The sequence below is a fragment of the Leeuwenhoekiella sp. A2 genome, assembly GCF_047946655.1.
Lineage (GTDB): Bacteria > Bacteroidota > Bacteroidia > Flavobacteriales > Flavobacteriaceae > Leeuwenhoekiella.
In genome coordinates, this window is record NZ_CP172311.1 from 2,361,274 (window position 1) to 2,380,229 (window position 18,956).

Here is an 18,956-nt window from a genome sequence, read left to right on the forward strand (position 1 = left end):
CGTTCCCTCTAAATCCCGGCTACATTTACATCGGATTAAGCATTAATGTATTGTTTTTATGCCTTAAAATGTAACTCTATGAATTTTAAAAAAATCAGTCTTTTTGGAAAAGACTTTACCGGTTCAAAAATAGCTTTCCTTCTTATAGCTTCCCTATGCTTAACTCCACTCATTTCGCCACCTATTGCCCTGGCGATAGGATTGGTGGTTGCTCAATTAATAGGAAACCCCTTTAGCAGCCTGAGCCATAAAGCCGTAAATTGGTTATTGAAAGTTGCTGTAGTGGGATTGGGTTTTGGAATGAGTGTATCGAGCGCCCTACAAGCCGGGAAGGAAGGTTTTTTATTTACGGTCGCATCGATTAGCCTTACGTTAACTTTGGGCTTACTTTTAGGAAAGTTGTTCGGCATCGATAAAAAAATATCCAAACTTATTTCGTCTGGAACGGCAATTTGTGGGGGAAGTGCCATCGCGGCCATTTCTCCTATAATAAAAGCCGATGCCAAGCAAATTTCTGTATCTATGGGAATTGTGTTTTTACTGAATTCTATCGCGCTGTTTATCTTTCCTTCTATTGGGCATTACCTGCACCTTACGCAACACCAGTTTGGAATTTGGTGTGCTATTGCTATTCATGATACAAGTTCGGTAGTAGGTGCTGCAGATGTGTATGGCCCAAAGGCCCTGCAAATTGCCACTACCGTGAAACTGGCAAGGGCTTTATGGATTTTACCGGTATCCTTGCTTTTTGCGGTATTTTCTAAAGGAAGCACCAAAAAGATAAAAGTGCCCTATTTTATTGGGTTGTTTATATTGGCAATCGCTATAAACACCTATGTGCCTGCGGTTCAGCATGTTTCAGGTTATATAGTGCAAGGCGCAAAGATGGCCTTAACCCTAACCCTTTTTCTAATTGGTACCAGTCTTACCGCTAAGTCGTTGAAAGTTGTAGGTTTAAAACCACTTTTACAAGCTGTTATTATATGGGGTTTTATTTCGATAGGCTCTTTAATGGTGATATTGCATACTATAAATTAAAACGGCAAGCATTTTTATTAATGATTCCGTAACCTTAACACAAAAATAATTATGAAATTTTTAAAACTAAAAATGTCAGTAAAGATCTGGGCATTAGTATTGGTCTTATTTAACCTTAGTTGTAATACTTCGGTTAAGAAAGATGTTAATAAAAAAGAGGAATCTTCTTCGAAAAGTGAATTGTTACAACCCAAAATAAAATATTCTCCCAAGGATGGAATAATTCGAATTTACGGCGCCGGCGGTCCACAAACGGCCATAATTCGAGCTGCTAAGGTCTTTGAAAAGGAAACCGGGAATAAAGTTGTGGTTAAATTTGGTCCCGAATCTAAATGGACGGCCGAAGCTCAGGCTGATGCAGACATTATTTGGGGTACTGCGGAACAATCTATGACGGCATTTTTACAGACCTATACCGAGTTTAAAAGTGAAAATGTGGAGCCCATTTACCTCCGTCCTGCGGCAATTGCAGTTCAAAAGGGAAATCCTAAGCATATTAGAGGGATTAAGGATCTTTTAAAACCAGGAATGCGGATTGTGGTGGTAGAAGGGGCTGGAGTTTATAACACTTCTGGAACCGGGGTCTGGGAAGATGTCGTGGGCCGAACTGGGAATTTAGAAGATTTGAAGGAATTTCGTAAAAACATTATCAATTATGCTATGGGAAGCGGTGCCGGGTTTAAAGCTTTTAAAGAAGAAAATGCCGATGCCTGGATTACTTGGAATTATTGGGTAATCACACATCCAGAGCAGGCCGATTTAGTAGAGATCGAACCAGATAGGGCTATTTATAGAGATCTTACCGTGGTAACGAATAATAAAGCAGATGCTGAAGCTAAAGAGTTTATAAAATTTCTAAAAAGTCCACCTGCGGAAGAAATTTTTAAATCTGAAGGCTGGATCCATTAAACGATTTTAATACCAATTCTATATATCCATTAAATTATTTATATCATGAAAACCTGTGTAAATTTATCAACGATACTGCTTTTTTTGCTGGCACATTCGGTGTTTGCACAAAACGCGAAAGATTACGAACATCGTTACGATGCCCCCTGGGAGACTTCCCCGCTTGCAGGGACTGTATTTACAGGATATGGGATCGATAATGCGCCAGATTTTCATGGCGATGTAAATAACCCCGATCTTGTGGTTTTCTTTGCGGGTAATCAATATATGGCCGTTCCGGAGCTTCTGGAAGCTTTCAGAAAAAAGTATCCTAAATACAGCCGGGTATTTGCCGAAACAATCCCTCCCGGAATAGAAGGGCAACAACTGGAAAGCGGAAACCTTATTTTGGGGAATATGCGGATAAGCCTTAAACCAGATATTGTTACCGCCGGAAAAGGAAAAATTGAACAAGGGGAAAAAGAAGGCAGGTTTATAAAAACCCTGGCTTACGCAAAAAATAAATTAGCCATTATGGTTGCGAAAGACAATCCTAAAAATATTAAAAGCTTATACGACCTGGGTAGAGCCGACGTAAAAATAAGCATGCCCAACCCAGAATGGGAAGGTATCGCCACCCGAATTATTAAAGCTTATGAAAATGCGGGCGGAAATGATCTTAAAACCCATATAATGAACGAGAAGTTAAGTAAAAATACCACTTATCTTACCACGATCCATCATCGCCAAACTCCCTTAAGGATTATGTACGGGGAGTCTGATGCCGGCCCGGTTTGGTATAGTGAAGCCTATTATCAATCTTCACTTACCAACCATCCAATAGATATGGTTGCGATTCCAGATGCTATTAATGTAGAAGCCACATATATGGCGGGTCAATTAAAAACAGCTCCCCATCCGGAAGCGGCCAGTGCATTTATGGAATTTTTAACTTCGCAGGAAGCAGTGCAGATTTATAAAAAATACGGATTTAGTTCTGTAAATTAAGGCTTTTAAATTAATTAGTATAACCCACGCATAATATGAAAATTAAAAACTTATTGCTCGTTTTTTTCCTTACAATTCTAACCTTAAATTTTGCTGCGGCACAAGAATGGCAAACTCCCGTTATCGACGGTTACGGAAAGGTGAAATACTTTAAAGATGCGGGAATTCAACCCGAGAAAGATAAGGAGTATAAAATCCTTTATCATTTAACTTCAAAAAATGAAAAGGAAGGGGTAAATGCCGGTCTGTGGCATATTGCGCGACAGGTAAATTTATTTGGAGTAACCGGGGTGCCTTCACAAAATGTTAAAATAGTTGCTGTAATTAGCGGCCCCGATACCGATATTGTAATGTCTGATGATGCCTATATGAAAAGGTACCAAAAGAAAAATCCCAACCTCGATTTAATGAAAAAGTTAACTGATTACGGGGTAAAAATCGAAGTTTGCGGGCAGGCAGCTGCCGAACACAATATAGACCCTTATTCAGAATTAAATAAATATACTGATTTCACCCTTTCTGCGCTTATAGATATTCCTACCTATCAAATGCAGGGCTATGTAATAATGTTCTAAAAACGAAGCAATTTTTCCTGAATACCCACTTTTGGCCTCTCAAGCTCAATAATTCGAGCTCAATCCCGGATTTTATAATCTCCAGGTATTTAATTCGGGAAGAGGGAATTAAACCACTCATGAAATAATTATGGAAGATTTAAAATCGGTCGTTAAAGCCATTACCTATTTGTTTGGTACCTGTACAGCATTAATAATTGTATTATTTGCCGGCGCTTACCTTTATAATTCGAATCCCTCGTTGTTTGCACAAAAACCAACTATCGCCACAGTTTGGAAACCTAAAGATGTGGAGGCCGAATTCAGTTCGGGGAATATGCCGAATAATGTAAAATACGGGTATCAACTTATCTCCGAAACCCCAAAATATATGGGGCCCATGGCAAAAGACACTTCTATGAAGTATGCCGGCAATAATCTGGCATGTATGAACTGCCATTTAAAGGCTGGTACACAGGCAGGATCTGCTTCCTGGATTGGGGTGACTAACAGATATCCGAAATTTAGCGGTCGTTCCAATAAAATGAGTACAATAGAAAACAGGATAAACGGCTGCATGGAACGTAGTATGAATGGTAAAAAACTTCCAACCGGTTCCCGGGCTATGAAAGCTATAGTAGCCTATATGGAATGGTTAGGAAAAGATATGCCCAAGGAAAAAGAAAAGGAATATAAAGGATATGCAGAAATCAGCCTTCCGGATACTGCCGTAAACCTGGCGGAGGGAAAATCGCTATTTGCAAAGGAATGCATGGTCTGCCATGGGCAAAATGGAGAGGGGGTAAAACTGACCGATAGCACCAAAGGCTATCAATATCCACCATTGTGGGGGGCCGACAGCTATAATAACGGGGCCGGAATGCACCGGGTTATAACTTCGGCAGAATTTATTAAAGGAAATATGCCTTTCGGACAGGCTACCTGGAACCATCCAAAATTAACCGATTTAGAGGCCTATAATTTGGCAGGTTACATCAATAGCTTTAGCCGACCTCTAAAAGAAAACACCCAGTCAGACTATCCCGATAAAAAGCAAAAACCAGTTTCTACTCCTTACGGGCCCTGGACAGATCCATTCCCACCTTCTCAACACGCCTTGGGGCCTTTTCCGCCAATTATTAAATATTATAAGGAAAGATACCAGCTGGTAAAAACAAAATGAAAAAATTTTATATTTTTTAAGGCCTTTTCAATGAAGGTTTAGGAACGAAAAAACAGCATAAAGAGAAATACTAACATACTCATTATTGCGGTAAGCAGAAAGGTAAGCGATGCCCCGTAAAATGTCCATAACAAACCGTCTCATCACAATGGGTACAATGAAAATGGATGTGCAGATCTTGGTCAATTTCACAATTGTACCCTACTTCACAAAGTGCATATTTTGGTATTCTCGTTCCATCGTGTATTTGATGTACGATTCCGCTCGTTTCAAAAGTCATAATGGTGCGGGATAATGTTGCGCGATCAGCCTTTACAAAGGCATTTTCGATCTCGGTCAGGGCAACGGCCCTATCGAATAGTAGATCAAACTTTTGGTGGCGAGCCTCTTCATAATCCCCATTTATAACCCATTCCATAAATGCTTTTTATATAATCTTCACAACCGGCACGGGAAAGCTTTTTTTTCAAATTATTGATGTGTGCGTAGACAAAATCGTGGTTGTCCAGCATATCGGCCATATCCCCGGATAAATGTTCGGCGATCGACCCTTTTGAGATGAATCTGCTTTCATTGCCGATGAGGAAGAGCAAAAGGCGATATTCTTTTTTAGTGATTTTTATGGGTTTTTTATTAACGGATACCGACTTGGCCATAAGGTCTATCTGCAATTCATTGAACTGAATAATATTTGTATTCTCAAAATTTTTCCTGCGCATCAACGAATAAATACGTGCATTAAGTTCCGAAAGATGAAAAGGTTTGGACAGATAATCATCCGCCCCAAGCTGTAGGCCTTTGATCTTGTCTTCGACCCTGTCCTTGGCGGAAATAATGATGACGCCATCCTTTTTATTTTCCCTCTTGAAGGCTTCAAGGAGCTCAAGGCCATTCCCTCCCGGCAACATAAGGTCCAAAAGGATACAGTGATACCTGTAATCAAATAGTCTGGAAAGGCTTTAGTCCCAGCAGTCTATTTTATTTTTTAAAAAATAAAAATCCATTTTGGCCGGGAATACTGTTGAACAATCAGCAGGTCTGGACTAATTTTATCCGTTTCAGAAATTGGAAATAAAATAGGGGATTTGTAAATAATAATCTTAATTTTGCACACTTAACATACAAAGGCGATGGAGTTCGCCAAAACCGCCCAAAAAGCTAATGACTCCTGCTCAATTTAATCTAAAACGATTATGGGTAGGATTTTTTTATTGGTGGGCGCAGGGGGTTTTTTGGGCAGTATTGCAAGGTATCTCATTGCAATATGGCTGACCAAACACTTCCCATCCGCGTTTCCTTATGGAACATTTGCCGCAAATATTTTGGGCTGTCTGTTGATCGGGCTGGTATTTGGCCTTGGGCAACGCTTTGAATGGCTCACGCCGGAAGTACGCCTTTTCCTTGCCACCGGTTTTTGCGGGGGCTTCACCACTTTTTCCTCCTTTACTTTAGAAAACACAATTTTACTTCAGAATTCCAACTACCTCACTTTTGCCATCTACGCAATAAGTAGTTTCACGCTTGGCTTATTAGCTGTATTTGGGGGAATAACTTTAACAAAAATATGAATATGAAAAACTTTAATCCTTGGCACCACGTGCCCATCGGAAACGGACAACCTGAAATGGTTCAGGCAATTATTGAAATCCCCAAGGGGAGTAAGGCTAAATATGAACTGGATAAAGAAACTGGGATGCTCCGCCTGGACCGGGTGCTGTTTTCGTCGGTAAACTATCCCGAAAATTATGGGTTTATCCCCCAGACTTTGGGGGAAGACCACGACCCGCTTGATATTTTGGTGCTTTCGCAAATCGATGTGCAACCGCTCTGTATTTTGGAGGCCAAAGTAATCGGGGTAATGCGGATGATCGATAATGACGAAGCCGACGATAAAATAATCGCGGTCGCGAAAAATGATATGAGCGTAAACCATATCAACGATGTTTCAGAACTGCCCAAACACTTTGCCCTGGAGCTCAAAAACTTTTTTGAGGATTACAAAAAGCTGGAAAATAAAACCGTCCGGGTGGAAGAATTTCAAAATGCGGCAATGGCGAAAGAAATTATTCAACAAGCAATCACCGATTATCAACAAGAATTTAAAAACTAAAATTATGAAAATTCAAAAACTCATTGCAAGGGAAGTTTTGGACTCCCGTGGAAATCCAACTGTGGAAGCAGAAATTACTTTAGAAAAAGGATTTTTTGGCCGTGCCATCTGCCCTTCCGTTGCAAGTACTGGGGAAAAGGAAGCTGTTGAACTCCGGGACGGGGGCAAAACGCGATACAATGGCAAAGGGGTATTAAAGGCGGTAAACAACATTAACCAAATTATCGCACCGGCCCTTTCCAATAAGGTGTTCGATAACCAACAGGAGTTGGACAATTTTCTAATGGAACTGGACGGCACCTCCAACAAATCAAATCTTGGCGCCAATGCCATACTGCCCATTTCTATGGCATTTGCCAGAGCGGCAGCAGCATTTTCGAAAGAGCCTTTATACCGTTATTTGAATACCGATGGAAAATTCACAATGCCGGTGCCCTGTATGAACGTGATAAATGGCGGGGCTCACGCCGATAACAATGTGGATTTTCAGGAATTTATGATTGCCCCCCATAACGCCCCCGCTTTTTATGAAGCTATCCGAATGGGAGAAGAAACTTTCCACGCCTTGAAAAGTATCCTGAAAAATAAAAATTACTTTACCGGGGTTGGCGATGAAGGCGGGTTTGCACCTAATTTAAAATCAAACGAAGAAGCGATTGAAGTAATTCTTGAAGCTATTGAAAAAGCAGGCTATAAACCGGGCACCGATATTTCCATTTGCCTAGATCCCGCAGCGAGCGAACTATGGCAGGAAGGGAACTATGTTTTATTTAAAAGCACTCAAAAAAAATATTCAAGCAACCAGCTCATTGATCTTTGGAAAAGCTGGGTAGATCAATATCCCATTATTTCGTTGGAAGATGGAATGGCGGAAAACGACTGGGAAGGATGGCAGACCCTGACAAATGAACTGGGGAGCAAGATCGAATTGATCGGGGATGATCTGCTGTGTACCAACAAAAGACTTTTACAGGAAGCCATTGATAAAAACGCCTGTAATTCCATTCTCATCAAGTTGAACCAAATAGGTACAGTTACCGAAACCTTGGAAACAATAGCATTGGCAAAGAAGAACAAATACAGTTTTTTCATTTCCCATCGAAGCGGGGAGACCGAGGATACTTTTATCGCAGATTTGGCCGTGGCAACGGCAGCCGGAAAAATAAAAACGGGAAGCGGTAGCCGTGGCGAGCGCATTGCCAAGTTCAATCAACTCATCAGGATAGAACAGGAATTGGGCAAAGAAGCTGTGTTTACGGGGATAAAAGCCTTTAAAAATAATTAATTAGGCCGTATGAATCTGAAAAAAATTAAAGAATCTTTAGCCTCAATAGAACAAATACCCTCCCTTCTATATCTTTTAAAGTGGATCTTGATCTGCTTGTTAATAGGTGCCATTGCCGGAAGTATTTCTGCGTTTTTTCTTTTAAGCCTGGAATGGGCAACTGCCTGGCGGGAATCCCATTTATGGATTATTGCCTTATTGCCCGTAGGTGGTTTTATAATTGGTCTTTCTTATCATCTATATGGAAATAGTGTCGTTAAGGGCAATAATTTATTATTGGAGGAATTTCACTCCCCAAAAAAGATCATTCCTTTCCGGATGGCACCTTTAGTGCTGTTCGGAACTGTTCTCACCCATTTCTTCGGGGGGTCAGCTGGTCGTGAAGGGACGGCAGTTCAGGTAGGTGGCGCAGTGGCCGACAGGTTTACGAAGCTGTTCAAACTTTCAAGACGAAACCGTAAAATTATGTTGATTGCCGGGATAAGTGCCGGTTTTGCTTCGGTGTTTGGAACACCCTTGGCCGGGGGAATCTTTGCCCTTGAAGTTTTGGTATTGGGGCGTATAAGATTGGATGCTATTATCCCAAGTTTTATGGCGGCTGTTTTTGCTGATTATTTTTGCAGGATTTGGGGCGTTTCCCATACCCAATATCATATAACCGAAGTAGCTAATATGAACCCGGCAAATTTGTTATGGGCATTATTGGCAGGGATTATTTTTGGCCTGGTAGGGATGCTGTTTTCCAAATCGACCCATTTCTGGAGCGATTTGTTTAAAAAATACATCAATTATCCGCCTTTACGACCGGTAATTGGTGGGGTTATTTTGGCAATCGCTATCTATTTTATGGGAACCACCAAATATATAGGGCTTGGCATTCCAACTATTGTCGATTCTTTTAATATTCATCTCAATTCTTATGATTTTTTATTAAAAGTTTTGTTCACCTCGTTTACCCTTGGCGCAGGCTTTAAGGGAGGTGAAGTAACCCCTTTGTTCTATATCGGGGCTACATTGGGCAACGTTTTGATTTGGTTTATTCCTTTGCCAATGGGTTTGTTGGCGGGTATGGGATTTGTGGCCGTTTTTGCCGGGGCAACCAATACGCCCATTGCCTGTACGGTAATGGGAATAGAACTTTTCGGAATAGAATCAGGTGTCTTTATAGCGTTAGCTTGTAGTACTGCTTATTTATTCTCCGGCCATTCCGGGGTTTATTCCTCCCAAATTATAGGAAGCCCAAAGCATCCGGTTTATACCCGCGAAAAAGGTCTTCAATTAGCTGAAATTAAACATAGACGAAATAAAAACAATAATAAATGAAAAACCACATAACCATCAGGATTTACTTTGAATACGGTCAAAAAATAAAAAACCTTTCTTTTTGGAACAGATTGAAGGCCGGCGATTTTGCTTCAGAATTGATAAAAAAAGCCAAAGCTTTTGATTTAGATCAGGCGTTGAATTTTAACGTGAGCAAAGGGTATTTTGAAAAAGGAAAAATTCACTGGGGAATTAGTGAAACAAGGCATTATAAGCATCCGCACGTGGTAGAACTCACTGATACAGAAGAAAAAATCAATGAATTTTTACAACATCAAAAGCTATTGCTTGAGGAAACAAAAATCGTAGTGGTAAAAAGTGAAATTGAATTGAAAAAATAAAGAATTGAATAGGTCAAGCTTTATCAATATACGATCTAAGAAAAATTATGGCAATTAACCCATTAAATAGAAAGAACATAAAAATAAGCATTGGGATAGGCATTTTTCTTTCCATTCTTGCCTTCTTTTTTATTCCAAACCTGGATATCAACACACTTAAGGTAATCTATCTTAACAGGGATCAATCTTTGGACGAAACCTTTAGGATTATTACAAATTTGGCGTACCCGATAGTCTTTAGTATTCCTGTTTTTGTATTAATAAAGGGATTGATAAAAAAGGAAATAATCACAATCCAAAATATGCTGTATGTCATCATTTCAATTTTTGTTGCAGTCGTTATTGTTACGTTGTTTAAGTATGGCTTCAACAGAACAAGGCCATTCATTATCTATGATTATTTAGAAAAAACCAAAGAAAGTTTAAGCCCTTCATTTCCCTCTGGTCATACAACGCTAACATTTGCTATGGTGGCTGCCCTGGTTAATGTATATAAAAAATGGTTTTTAAAATTGATTTTATTTATCTGGGCAATATTGGTAGGCTATTCCCGATTGCATTTAGGTTTGCATTATCCGAGTGATGTATTGGGCGGAATTATTATTGGGGTATCATCTGCTTTGCTTTGTTATAAAATGAGGCAAAATCTCATTAATAAAAAAAAGTTGCTTTTAAGCTCTGATTTCAAACCCCTTTAAGATATGATAGAAAATTTAAATTCATTGGACACCAAGCTTTTCCTTTATCTTAACGGAAAGCACAATGCTTTTTTTGATCCGATTATGTATTGGGCAAGTGATAAACTGTTTTGGATACCCTTTTACACTGCAATCGCAGCTCTTTTGATTTGGCACTACAAAAAAAGAAGTATCCCGATTTTCCTTGCCATTGGGATTCTTATTACTTTGGCAGATCAAATAGCCTCGCACCTTATAAAGCATACGGTAAAACGCTTGCGGCCATCTCATAATTCGGCATTGGAAGGATTGATACATTTGAGCAAAGCCGGGCCGGGAGGCCAATATGGTTTTGTGTCGTCCCACGCGGCCAATGCTTTTGCCCTTGCTGCATTTTTATTTTTCATTTTACCAAAGAAATTCAATTGGTTAAAATGGATATTGGGCTTTTGGGCATTATTGGTTTCCTACAGTCGGATATATAATGGTGTCCACTATCCGGGTGATGTAATAATAGCGGCTTTGGTAGGAATAGGTTTAGGCTATTTAATGAGTAAATTGTATTTTTTCTATAAGAGTAAAGCAGAAAAACAGTTTTCAAATGTTTAAAAATATAACCCGTCTGGTCTGGATACTTTCCCTGGTAAGTATGTTTGCCGATATCGCAAGCGAAATGCTGTATCCCATTATTCCCGTTTATCTTCAAAATATTGGGTTTTCCATATTTTTAATAGGTGTTCTGGAAGGACTAGCCGAAGCGACCGCAGGACTTAGCAAAGGCTATTTTGGAAACTGGAGCGACAGGATAGGAAAACGGATGCCCTTTGTACGGGTGGGCTATTTTTTGAGCGCGCTCTCCAAACCGATGATGGCCGTTTTCGTTTATCCGATCTGGATATTTTTTTCAAGGACTATTGACCGCCTCGGGAAAGGTTTTCGTACCGCCCCAAGGGACGCGCTGCTTTCGGGAGAGGCCACATTAAAGACCAAAGGGCAGGTATTTAGTTTTCATCGGGGCTGGGACACCTTGGGCGCGGTATTCGGCCCTGCACTCGCACTACTGTTTTTATATTTTTATCCGGGCCAACTTAGGTGGCTTTTTTATATTGCTTTTGTTCCGGGGATTATTTCGGTAGGCATTACCTATTTTAGAAAGGAGAAACCATTGCCAACAAAAAAGCAAAAAAGTTCCCCAGGGTTCTTTTCATTTTTTAAGTATTGGAAAATTGCAAGCCCCACCTACAAAAGGTTAATTGTGGGGCTTATTACTTTTTCCCTTTTCAATAGTTCGGATATGTTGTTATTGCTCAAGGTAAACGAGGCCACGGGAAGCGAAAACAATGTCCTTATGGTCTATATCTTTTATAACCTGGTCTATGCCCTTGCCGCATTTCCGCTTGGTTTATTGGCAGACCGTATCGGTATAAAAAAGATTTTCCTTTTTGGACTGATCCTTTTTTCGGGGATTTACTTCGGAATGGCAGAAGCGGGAAACAATACCCTTTTTTATGTTCTTTTCGGGATTTATGGAATTTATATGGCAGCCACCGAGGGCATCTCAAAAGCGTGGGTGGCCGGCCTGGTCAAGAATGAGGAAGTGGGCACGGCAATGGGGCTTTTTGTTGCATTGCAAAGCATCGCTTTAATGGTTGCAAGTGCATTTGCAGGATTGTTATGGACATTTTACGGGGCATCGGCCACCTTTCTGCTTACCGCAATAATGAGTATCTTAGTATTTCTGTTTATGTTGTTTTTTGTTCCCAAAACCAAAAATAAAATGGAACATCCACAATAACTTTTTTAATTCAAAAATAAATAGATATGGCGTACAAGAAAATTTTAATTGCCGTGGATAGCAGTGAGTATTCAATGAAAGCCGCTAAAAAAGGCTTGGAACTCGCTCATCAATTAGGGGCTAAAGCAGCATTGCTTTTTGTAATCGAAAAATCGAAAGCACTTGGCAATGTAGATGCCGGGATCACACACGAACAGGCCTTGATCGTATTAAAGAAAGAGGCCGAGCAAACCTTGGATGAATTGGCCCAAATGTACAATGGGAATGAGCTTTTAAAATTTATGCCCGAGGGCAATCCGGAAGAGGATATCCTAAAAACCGCACAAAACTGGAAGGCCGATCTACTTGTACTGGGAACTCACGGAAGGACAGGGTTAAAACATCTTTTGATGGGGAGTGTTGCAGAACGGGTGATGCGCCATTCCAATATTCCGGTAATGATGGTTTCTTGAAAATTGGAATTAACACATTTAGCTTTTATTCTGAACTATTTGATTGGGGATACGCTTTTAAAAATCCAAAAACCGATAAACGCCCAAATCAAAATGATTATGCCCCCGATTACCCAATTGTTCTTTTTGTTCCAATTATAGTCCTTTGCCCTTGTCAAACACTCCGCTTTCACATCATCACGGATAAGCCTGAAAGCGAAATAAATGCCTATCGGCAACAAAATTAGATCGTCCAAATAGCCAATTATCGGGATAAAATCTGGAATAAGGTCTATGGGGCTCAGAGCATAGGCAATGATTAAATATCAATGCCTTGGCATACCAAGGTGTTCTTTTATACTTATAGGCCAAATGCAGTAGCACCAATTGTTGCTTTAACTTTTTTGCCCAAGCTTTTAGTTTTTTCATAATTATACAGAAAGTATTCAGATGCTAAAGGATTAGCACACAAAAAAAGACAACAAATAAAATTTGAATCTTTTTATTGTTTTTTAGTTTAAGATATTCATATATCTTTGTTCTCACGGATAAAATCGGTGCAAAGGTTACCTATTCGGTTACCTCGATTTATTGAAATAGACTAAGTGTCTGGTTATTAAAATATTGTCAAGTGGCAAGTTAGTTCTGCCACAATATTTTATCAATGCATTGCCGTAAGTAAAAACAATCGTCAAAAATTAATCACGCTATCCAACGCATCGTCAGCATCTTTGTGGATGAAGTTGGCCTGATAGTTTATGGTGGTAGTAACAGAGGAGTGTCGATATAGTTTTTGAAGCATCTGAATGGGGATTTTATCGCCCGAGATATTGCCAAAACTATGCCTTGCAATGTGCATACTCATTTTTTTTGTTATACCCAGTTTGTAAGCAATTTTTTTCAAGTGTCTATTTAGGTTTCGTGTTATACCTTGTGTTCTTACAGAAACCCTTTGTGAATCATTTAAATCAGTATCTTTAAGATAATGGAAAATTAAATCGTTATCAAGACTATAATTTTCTCGATATCTATCAAGTATAGCACTCGCCTTGTCGGGTGTTTTAAGGGTAACCAGTTTGCTGTTTTTGTTCATACGGTACATTAATCTACCATCATTGAAGTCAGACCATTTTAATTTTAAAACATCACCAACCCTTATGCCAGCGAAATAAAAACTAATGAGCCAGACGTGAACTGCTTTCTTTTGAGCCTCAGTTAAGTCTGTGGCATTCTCTAATTTTTGAATTTCCTTTCGATTCAGTCCAATTTTTTGTGATTCAGGAATTTTAATCTGAACCTTCCCTTTTCCAAAAGGATATCTACCCCGGTCAACTAATGATTCGGATATGGCAAGGTTATAAATGGTGCGTATTAGAATCAGATAGTTCACTACCGTTCTCGGCGAGCGTTTTTTATTGTGAAGTAAGTAAGCCTCAAATCGTTTGAGAAGTGGGACATTGAGCTCATTAAAAGATAACTCATTTTTTTAAGAAAACCTTTGAACTTTTTAAGGCGACCAAGCTCAGTATCGTACTGATGATGCTTTTCTCTGTTCTTTAGATTTTCAAGATGCATATTTGCCACTGCAAAAAAATCAACTTTTTTATTTTGCCTTATATTTTTTTTTATCGCTTTGACTGTTTGATAGTCCGCATTGTTTTCGGCTTCTAAGACTTTTTTATTTGCCTCAGCAACTTTAGCAAGTATAAAGTTGTTGATGATATTGGCATTGGGGTGGGATTTTCTAACACATCTATTTTTCTCATCCCAGTACTTTTCTTCAATATGTTGCCCGGTTCCCAAATAAGAACTTTTTCTGTCTTTAGTAATCCTGATAGCTATCGGATAACGACCTTCCGGATTCTTTTTTTTGCGGAGTACTGCCTTAACTGTTGCCATAATAAAAACTTTAGATTATAAAGATAATAAAAAGAGGTACAACATAGGTACAACATTTAATGCTTTTAATTGATATTATTTGACTACAAGTTCTATTAAAATTTAATTAAAACATTGAATATCAGTATAATTGTGTTTTATTGGTCCTATACGGTTAAAAACTCATAACCCGAAGGTCACTGGTTCGAGTCCAGTTCCCGCTACTAAGTAAAAGGCTTCACATTTCTGTGGAGCCTTTTTTTATTTTGCTAATTTTAAAGAATTAGTATTATTTATCTTTTTAAAAATTAAGCGGTTTAGTTAAAGCATTATCTCGCAAGTATGTTTTTTTGATGCTATAATCTTCATTACTATATCTAAATCGAAATAACCTTCAATACGTAATACGCGATCTACATCTTCCAGATCTACATCTACCCTTAGATCGGGATATTCTGCGTGTAGTTCTTTAATAATACTAGCGCTCTCTAATGCATTCTGAATATTAGTTATGAAAACTTCAATTTTATAAATTTCCTGTTGTTTCATTAATCTGAGAAGGATTTTAAATTTTTTCAAACTCGATAAGATGCTCTTTTAGGATTGATTCAATTTCAAAACTTGATAAATTGGAATTTGTGATCGATAAAACATCATTTGATTCGGCAAACTTCAGTTCAGAATCCGAACATAATTGTAGCACCTCATAGTTTATCCATAACCTCTGGTAAATTGAATCAATTTTGATTTTAAACTTAAAATTATTTGATAGTGCATTCATCTTCAGATAAGTTTCTATTTGCAAAAACATAAGGAGAAATACAGGTTTTATGGGAGTAGATTAGATAACTGACTCATAAAATTAATTAGCCAGATTGAATTGGAAAATGCTAGGATGCTTGAACCAACACCCAGCATTCATCAACCAAATCAAAATTAAATATCAAATTATTATATATCTGTGTCTTGTATTTTGTATTCTTTGCTATCTACTTCAGACAATCTAAAGTAGCCAAAGGTGTAATCAGCGCTATTCGATTCATTTATAATATTTCCCCTAACGGCTGTGGGTGTACTTTGAAATGGACCATCATCATTGCCTGATGCTACTAATACCTTTTTAAAATATTCGTAATATCTTTTTGAGATTCCATATAATTTAAAACTCACGAGATCACCTGTCTCCAGATCTTTGTTTGAGTAATAGACCGGAGTAAGATTACCTTGATTATTCTCATCATCTTCAACTGAATATTGAGGAAAAATTATATGACTATCTTTTATTCCAAATAAGTAGTAATTTACTTTGGTGCCGTCATCTCTGTAATAGTAGGTTAGCTCTATTTCATCAGCCCCAAAGCCTCCTGTATTATTTTGCTCAATGGTGTCTTCAATGGGTGATGTGGCAACTAGTTCTTCTGAAGCGGTGTACCTTTCTCCATTTTGAAGAATGGTTAAAGTGTACACCTCACCTAGAACGGGTTCAAAATTAGTGCAGACATATTCTCCCGTACCCGGAATTTCAATAAACTCAAATACAGAACCTTTAGAATTATTTATTGTAATATCTGCTCCTGAGACACTGGGGAATTCAGTACTGTAATATGCCGTAGTGGTAGATAACATGATTTTCTGTTCATTACCCGAAGTATTCTTTAGCCAATCAATAGATGCGTCAACAACTAATCTGGGCGGAGCAGTATCAAGATCAACGTCGATAACATCTTCACAGGCAGTTAGCAATAGTCCTATTAGTAGCACTGCAATTTTCCTAATTATTCTCATTATATATTTTTTTAGATTTAGATACTCTTAAAACTTAAAGTTGAAAGTTATACTTGGTACGATACCAAAGATTGATAACCTTCTTGCTTCACTTAAACCCGTGGTTGTATTTTGACCAAATGTGTAAGAAGCCGCATTATTTCTGGCATAAATATTATAAATACTGAATACCCATTCACTCTGCCATCCTTTTGTTTTTTCTGGTTTAGGCGTGTATGTGGCAGATAGGTCTAAGTGATGATATGAGGATAATGAGTTCTTATTTCTTGGTCCGTAATTAGCCACTGTCATGCCTTGGTATTGATATTTGCCAATGGGAAATGTGGCAGCTTTCCCGCTTTGAAAGGTGAAAATTCCACCAAAAGACCATTTATTATTAAATTCATAAGCACCTGTGATTGATAAGTTGTGCAGCTTGTCATAATTAGCTCTGTACCATTCGCCATTATTAATTCCCGGCTCAAATGCATTTCTGCCCGGAGTTCGTTGTTCTGCTCTTGAAAGTGTGTAGGAGAGCCATCCGGTTAATTTGCCTGTATTTTTTTTCGCCATTATTTCTAAACCATACGCACGTGCCTCTCCCGTTAAAAGCACGCGTTCTATATTGTCATTGGCAACAAGATCTGCACCGTCAATATAATCGGCTTTGTTTTTAGTGGTTTTATAGAAGGCTTCTGTTTCAAGAGAATAATCACCATCTCTAAAATTTCTAAAATATCCTAAAGCAACCTGATCTGAAATAAGAGGCTTAAGGTACTGGTCACTGGGCGACCATATATCTAACGGGGTTGCAGATGCAGTATTAGAGATCAATTGAACATATTGACTCATTCTGTTATAACCCAGTTTAACAGACTGATCATTATTTATAGAATAAGCCAGAGAAAGCCTGGGCTCCAGATTGCTAAAACTTGCTATTTTTTTATTCTTACCATAGCTTACAGTTCCTGTAGGCGCAGCTTCTTCATAAACCTGTAAATCCTGATTAAAAACAACAGCTTCATTATTAGCATAAGTGCTTACCTCTTCTTCACCTAATCGTAAAAAATTGCTGTATCGCAGACCATAATTCAATGCTAATTTGTTGGATAATTTATGTTCTGCGCTAATGTAAAGAGCATTTTCAAAGGCATATTTTTTAGCAAGTTGATCAGGATTGATACTTGAAGATTCACCAAATGGTTTTAAAGTTCCCGGATTGAACTGGTAATAGATTGAGTTGAGACCATATTTTAGCTTGAAGTTGTTAGAGACATAATGATTAAAATCATATTTAAAATTGTAGTTTTTAATGTCTGATTCCCAATTGATTCCCGCTGGTCTTATCTTCAAACCATAATTGTAATTACTATATATGGCAGATGCATTAGAGAAAAGTTTATCTGAAAAAATATGATTCCACCTTAGATTAAGCAGGCTGTTGCCATACGTGTTTATAAGGAAATCATTAAAATTCATATAATCACTGCCAAAATAACCTGAAATGAAAATATTATTGTTCTCATTTATTTTATAATTTAGTTTAGCATTGAGATCATAGAAGTAAACTGAATTAGGCTCGTCTGCTAATTTTAAAAAGAGATGAGCATATGAACCTCTACCGGCAACTACAAATGAACTTTTACCTTTTTCAATAGGGCCTTCGATCATCAATCGACTGGAGATTAAACCGAGACCGCCGTTTACGTGAAATTCTTTATTGTTTCCCTCTTTTTGATAAATATCTAATACAGATGATATTCTGCCGCCATAGTTGGCCGGAATACCTCCTTTATATAATTTCAAATTTTTAATGACATCAGAATTGAACACTGAGAAAAAGCCAAATAGATGGGAGGTATTATAAACCACGGCTTCATCTAAAAGTACGAGATTGCCATCTACAGAGCCACCTCGCACATTAAAGCCTGACGCACCTTCTTGTGCGTTAGTTACTCCGGGAACCTGTAAAATAGATTTTAATACATCTACTTCACCCATAAGTGCAGGCATCTTTTTTATAGTATTTATAGATAAGTTGCTTACACTCATTTCTGGTTTCCTAATATTAGCTTTTTGATTATTAGATGTAATAACGACTTCATCAAGATTATTGCTTTCAGGGTTGAGCATGTAATCCTTACGTATACTTTTTGTGAGGGATATGGTTTCTTCAACAGTAGTAAAACCCAAATAACTTACTGAGATATCGTAGTCTCCCTTAGGAAGAGTAATTGAATAGAAACCGTATTCATTTGTAGTGACGCCAGAACTAATTTCTGGGATATAAATATTCACTCCAAATAATGTTTCGCTATTTTCAGCATCTGTGATTGTTCCGCTTAGTGTCACTTTTTCCTGAGAATGAGCGGCAAATGACATTGCTAAAAGCAGCAGGGGGTAAAGGATTTTGTAATTCATACGATCTATTAAATTTTACAATTTCTGCGCAATGTATGTCTTTGGTTAACTGTGATTTTTTGATTTATACCAAACAGAATGATTTTTATACCAAAGGAAATTTTGACAAGAAAGCATACCGGTATTTAATTTTTCGAGAGCGTTTAATTTACCTTAGGGTTGCCCAGAGGTTCTTTATTTGATAGGGAAAGAGGCCGGTGTTAACGCTGGTGTCTTTGTATAAATGGGATCTACGTTTGTATAAAACCTAAAATGAGATT

General features: G+C 38.2%; 21 protein-coding genes, 2 pseudogenes and 1 riboswitch. Of the genes and pseudogenes, 14 read left to right on the forward strand and 9 right to left on the reverse strand.

Going from position 1 to position 18,956, the window contains the following annotated elements:
• The first annotated feature begins 78 nt into the window (after nt 1-78).
• The 5 genes from ACH3PA_RS10390 (at nt 79) to ACH3PA_RS10410 (ending at nt 4,671) form a co-directional block, all read left to right on the forward strand.
• Nucleotides 79-1,038, forward strand: coding sequence for a YeiH family protein (locus ACH3PA_RS10390; RefSeq protein ID WP_073100011.1), 960 nt, complete (start codon nt 79-81; stop codon nt 1,036-1,038).
• Between the two features lie 72 nt (nt 1,039-1,110).
• Nucleotides 1,111-1,947, forward strand: a complete 837-nt coding sequence (locus ACH3PA_RS10395) for an extracellular solute-binding protein (RefSeq protein WP_073100012.1) — start codon at nt 1,111-1,113, stop codon at nt 1,945-1,947.
• A 45-nt stretch (nt 1,948-1,992) separates the two neighbouring features.
• On the forward strand, nt 1,993-2,934 hold the full coding sequence (locus ACH3PA_RS10400; protein ID WP_073100013.1) for a molybdate ABC transporter substrate-binding protein: 942 nt from the start codon (nt 1,993-1,995) through the stop codon (nt 2,932-2,934).
• A 35-nt stretch (nt 2,935-2,969) separates the two neighbouring features.
• Nucleotides 2,970-3,509 (forward strand): DsrE family protein, encoded by a 540-nt coding sequence (locus ACH3PA_RS10405; RefSeq protein ID WP_083557958.1) that lies wholly within the window; start codon nt 2,970-2,972, stop codon nt 3,507-3,509.
• Between the two features lie 241 nt (nt 3,510-3,750).
• Nucleotides 3,751-4,671 (forward strand): c-type cytochrome, encoded by a 921-nt coding sequence (locus tag ACH3PA_RS10410; RefSeq protein WP_231929314.1) that lies wholly within the window; start codon nt 3,751-3,753, stop codon nt 4,669-4,671.
• An 82-nt stretch (nt 4,672-4,753) separates the two neighbouring features.
• Here ACH3PA_RS10410 and ACH3PA_RS10415 read toward each other — a convergent pair whose 3' ends face one another.
• From ACH3PA_RS10415 to ACH3PA_RS10425, 3 genes and pseudogenes are all read right to left on the reverse strand, one after another.
• Nucleotides 4,754-5,089, reverse strand: coding sequence for a hypothetical protein (locus ACH3PA_RS10415; RefSeq protein WP_254796108.1), 336 nt, complete (start codon nt 5,087-5,089; stop codon nt 4,754-4,756).
• The gene (locus ACH3PA_RS10420) at nt 5,061-5,390 is read right to left on the reverse strand and encodes a winged helix-turn-helix domain-containing protein (RefSeq protein ID WP_317041350.1); all 330 of its coding nucleotides are present in this window, start codon (nt 5,388-5,390) and stop codon (nt 5,061-5,063) included. The genes ACH3PA_RS10415 and ACH3PA_RS10420 overlap by 29 nt, the downstream gene beginning before the upstream one ends.
• Nucleotides 5,391-5,411: 21 nt before the next feature.
• Nucleotides 5,412-5,597 (reverse strand): annotated as a pseudogene (locus ACH3PA_RS10425) (response regulator); the annotation flags it as partial.
• Between the two features lie 191 nt (nt 5,598-5,788).
• Nucleotides 5,789-5,849, forward strand: a riboswitch (Fluoride riboswitch).
• 15 nt (nt 5,850-5,864) lie between these two features.
• Here ACH3PA_RS10425 and crcB point away from each other — a divergent pair.
• Genes crcB through ACH3PA_RS10470 form a run of 9 tightly spaced genes read left to right on the forward strand, consistent with a single transcriptional unit; the run spans nt 5,865 to nt 12,654 of the window.
• Nucleotides 5,865-6,239: a fluoride efflux transporter CrcB gene (crcB, locus tag ACH3PA_RS10430; RefSeq protein ID WP_073100016.1), complete on the forward strand. Its 375-nt coding sequence runs from the start codon at nt 5,865-5,867 to the stop codon at nt 6,237-6,239.
• 2 nt (nt 6,240-6,241) lie between these two features.
• Nucleotides 6,242-6,781 carry an inorganic diphosphatase gene (locus tag ACH3PA_RS10435; RefSeq protein WP_073100017.1) on the forward strand — a complete coding sequence of 180 codons (540 nt, stop codon included), beginning with the start codon at nt 6,242-6,244 and terminating at the stop codon, nt 6,779-6,781.
• 1 nt (nt 6,782) lies between these two features.
• Nucleotides 6,783-8,066, forward strand: a complete 1,284-nt coding sequence (gene eno / locus ACH3PA_RS10440; RefSeq protein WP_382403008.1) for a phosphopyruvate hydratase — start codon at nt 6,783-6,785, stop codon at nt 8,064-8,066.
• A 9-nt stretch (nt 8,067-8,075) separates the two neighbouring features.
• Nucleotides 8,076-9,389 (forward strand): voltage-gated chloride channel family protein, encoded by a 1,314-nt coding sequence (locus ACH3PA_RS10445; protein WP_073100019.1) that lies wholly within the window; start codon nt 8,076-8,078, stop codon nt 9,387-9,389.
• Nucleotides 9,386-9,730 carry a DUF190 domain-containing protein gene (locus ACH3PA_RS10450; RefSeq protein WP_008612696.1) on the forward strand — a complete coding sequence of 115 codons (345 nt, stop codon included), beginning with the start codon at nt 9,386-9,388 and terminating at the stop codon, nt 9,728-9,730. The genes ACH3PA_RS10445 and ACH3PA_RS10450 overlap by 4 nt, the downstream gene beginning before the upstream one ends.
• A 47-nt stretch (nt 9,731-9,777) precedes the next feature.
• A complete protein-coding gene (locus tag ACH3PA_RS10455; protein ID WP_073100020.1) occupies nt 9,778-10,428 on the forward strand; it encodes a phosphatase PAP2 family protein in 651 nt (216 codons plus the stop codon).
• Nucleotides 10,429-10,431: 3 nt separating this feature from the next.
• Nucleotides 10,432-11,016, forward strand: a complete 585-nt coding sequence (locus ACH3PA_RS10460) for a phosphatase PAP2 family protein (protein ID WP_073100021.1) — start codon at nt 10,432-10,434, stop codon at nt 11,014-11,016.
• The gene (locus tag ACH3PA_RS10465) at nt 11,009-12,202 is read left to right on the forward strand and encodes an MFS transporter (protein ID WP_073100022.1); all 1,194 of its coding nucleotides are present in this window, start codon (nt 11,009-11,011) and stop codon (nt 12,200-12,202) included. The genes ACH3PA_RS10460 and ACH3PA_RS10465 overlap by 8 nt, the downstream gene beginning before the upstream one ends.
• Nucleotides 12,203-12,228: 26 nt before the next feature.
• Complete coding sequence (locus tag ACH3PA_RS10470; protein WP_073100023.1) at nt 12,229-12,654, forward strand: universal stress protein; 426 nt, start codon at nt 12,229-12,231, stop codon at nt 12,652-12,654.
• A gap of 35 nt (nt 12,655-12,689) precedes the next feature.
• Here ACH3PA_RS10470 and ACH3PA_RS10475 read toward each other — a convergent pair whose 3' ends face one another.
• The 6 genes and pseudogenes from ACH3PA_RS10475 to ACH3PA_RS10500 all read right to left on the reverse strand — a co-directional run bounded on the left by ACH3PA_RS10475 (nt 12,690) and on the right by ACH3PA_RS10500 (nt 18,696).
• Nucleotides 12,690-12,953 (reverse strand): YkvA family protein, encoded by a 264-nt coding sequence (locus ACH3PA_RS10475; RefSeq protein WP_317041351.1) that lies wholly within the window; start codon nt 12,951-12,953, stop codon nt 12,690-12,692.
• Nucleotides 12,954-13,324: 371 nt separating this feature from the next.
• Nucleotides 13,325-14,056 (reverse strand): annotated as a pseudogene (locus ACH3PA_RS10480) (tyrosine-type recombinase/integrase); the annotation flags it as partial.
• Complete coding sequence (locus ACH3PA_RS10485) at nt 14,023-14,532, reverse strand: Arm DNA-binding domain-containing protein (RefSeq protein ID WP_416448149.1); 510 nt, start codon at nt 14,530-14,532, stop codon at nt 14,023-14,025. The gene ACH3PA_RS10485 and the pseudogene ACH3PA_RS10480, both read right to left, overlap by 34 nt.
• A 300-nt stretch (nt 14,533-14,832) precedes the next feature.
• On the reverse strand, nt 14,833-15,060 hold the full coding sequence (locus ACH3PA_RS10490) for a hypothetical protein (protein WP_416444485.1): 228 nt from the start codon (nt 15,058-15,060) through the stop codon (nt 14,833-14,835).
• A gap of 402 nt (nt 15,061-15,462) precedes the next feature.
• On the reverse strand, nt 15,463-16,296 hold the full coding sequence (locus ACH3PA_RS10495; RefSeq protein WP_416444483.1) for a DUF4249 domain-containing protein: 834 nt from the start codon (nt 16,294-16,296) through the stop codon (nt 15,463-15,465).
• A 27-nt stretch (nt 16,297-16,323) separates the two neighbouring features.
• A complete protein-coding gene (locus ACH3PA_RS10500; RefSeq protein ID WP_416444481.1) occupies nt 16,324-18,696 on the reverse strand; it encodes a TonB-dependent receptor in 2,373 nt (790 codons plus the stop codon).
• Nucleotides 18,697-18,956 lie beyond the last annotated feature (260 nt).

Excerpts from the sequence above, each read along its gene's own strand:
- ACH3PA_RS10390 (WP_073100011.1), top strand. The coding sequence starts at position 79 with ATGAATTTTAAAAAAATCAGTCTTTTTGGAAAAGACTTTACCGGTTCA.
- ACH3PA_RS10395 (WP_073100012.1), top strand. The coding sequence starts at position 1,111 with ATGTCAGTAAAGATCTGGGCATTAGTATTGGTCTTATTTAACCTTAGT.
- ACH3PA_RS10400 (WP_073100013.1), top strand. The coding sequence starts at position 1,993 with ATGAAAACCTGTGTAAATTTATCAACGATACTGCTTTTTTTGCTGGCA.
- ACH3PA_RS10405 (WP_083557958.1), top strand. The coding sequence starts at position 2,970 with ATGAAAATTAAAAACTTATTGCTCGTTTTTTTCCTTACAATTCTAACC.
- ACH3PA_RS10415 (WP_254796108.1), bottom strand. The coding sequence starts at position 5,089 with ATGGAATGGGTTATAAATGGGGATTATGAAGAGGCTCGCCACCAAAAG.
- ACH3PA_RS10420 (WP_317041350.1), bottom strand. The coding sequence starts at position 5,390 with ATGCGCAGGAAAAATTTTGAGAATACAAATATTATTCAGTTCAATGAA.
- crcB (WP_073100016.1), top strand. The coding sequence starts at position 5,865 with ATGGGTAGGATTTTTTTATTGGTGGGCGCAGGGGGTTTTTTGGGCAGT.
- ACH3PA_RS10435 (WP_073100017.1), top strand. The coding sequence starts at position 6,242 with ATGAAAAACTTTAATCCTTGGCACCACGTGCCCATCGGAAACGGACAA.
- ACH3PA_RS10445 (WP_073100019.1), top strand. The coding sequence starts at position 8,076 with ATGAATCTGAAAAAAATTAAAGAATCTTTAGCCTCAATAGAACAAATA.
- ACH3PA_RS10450 (WP_008612696.1), top strand. The coding sequence starts at position 9,386 with ATGAAAAACCACATAACCATCAGGATTTACTTTGAATACGGTCAAAAA.
- ACH3PA_RS10455 (WP_073100020.1), top strand. The coding sequence starts at position 9,778 with ATGGCAATTAACCCATTAAATAGAAAGAACATAAAAATAAGCATTGGG.
- ACH3PA_RS10460 (WP_073100021.1), top strand. The coding sequence starts at position 10,432 with ATGATAGAAAATTTAAATTCATTGGACACCAAGCTTTTCCTTTATCTT.
- ACH3PA_RS10465 (WP_073100022.1), top strand. The coding sequence starts at position 11,009 with ATGTTTAAAAATATAACCCGTCTGGTCTGGATACTTTCCCTGGTAAGT.
- ACH3PA_RS10470 (WP_073100023.1), top strand. The coding sequence starts at position 12,229 with ATGGCGTACAAGAAAATTTTAATTGCCGTGGATAGCAGTGAGTATTCA.
- ACH3PA_RS10485 (WP_416448149.1), bottom strand. The coding sequence starts at position 14,532 with ATGGCAACAGTTAAGGCAGTACTCCGCAAAAAAAAGAATCCGGAAGGT.
- ACH3PA_RS10490 (WP_416444485.1), bottom strand. The coding sequence starts at position 15,060 with ATGAAACAACAGGAAATTTATAAAATTGAAGTTTTCATAACTAATATT.
- ACH3PA_RS10495 (WP_416444483.1), bottom strand. The coding sequence starts at position 16,296 with ATGAGAATAATTAGGAAAATTGCAGTGCTACTAATAGGACTATTGCTA.
- ACH3PA_RS10500 (WP_416444481.1), bottom strand. The coding sequence starts at position 18,696 with ATGAATTACAAAATCCTTTACCCCCTGCTGCTTTTAGCAATGTCATTT.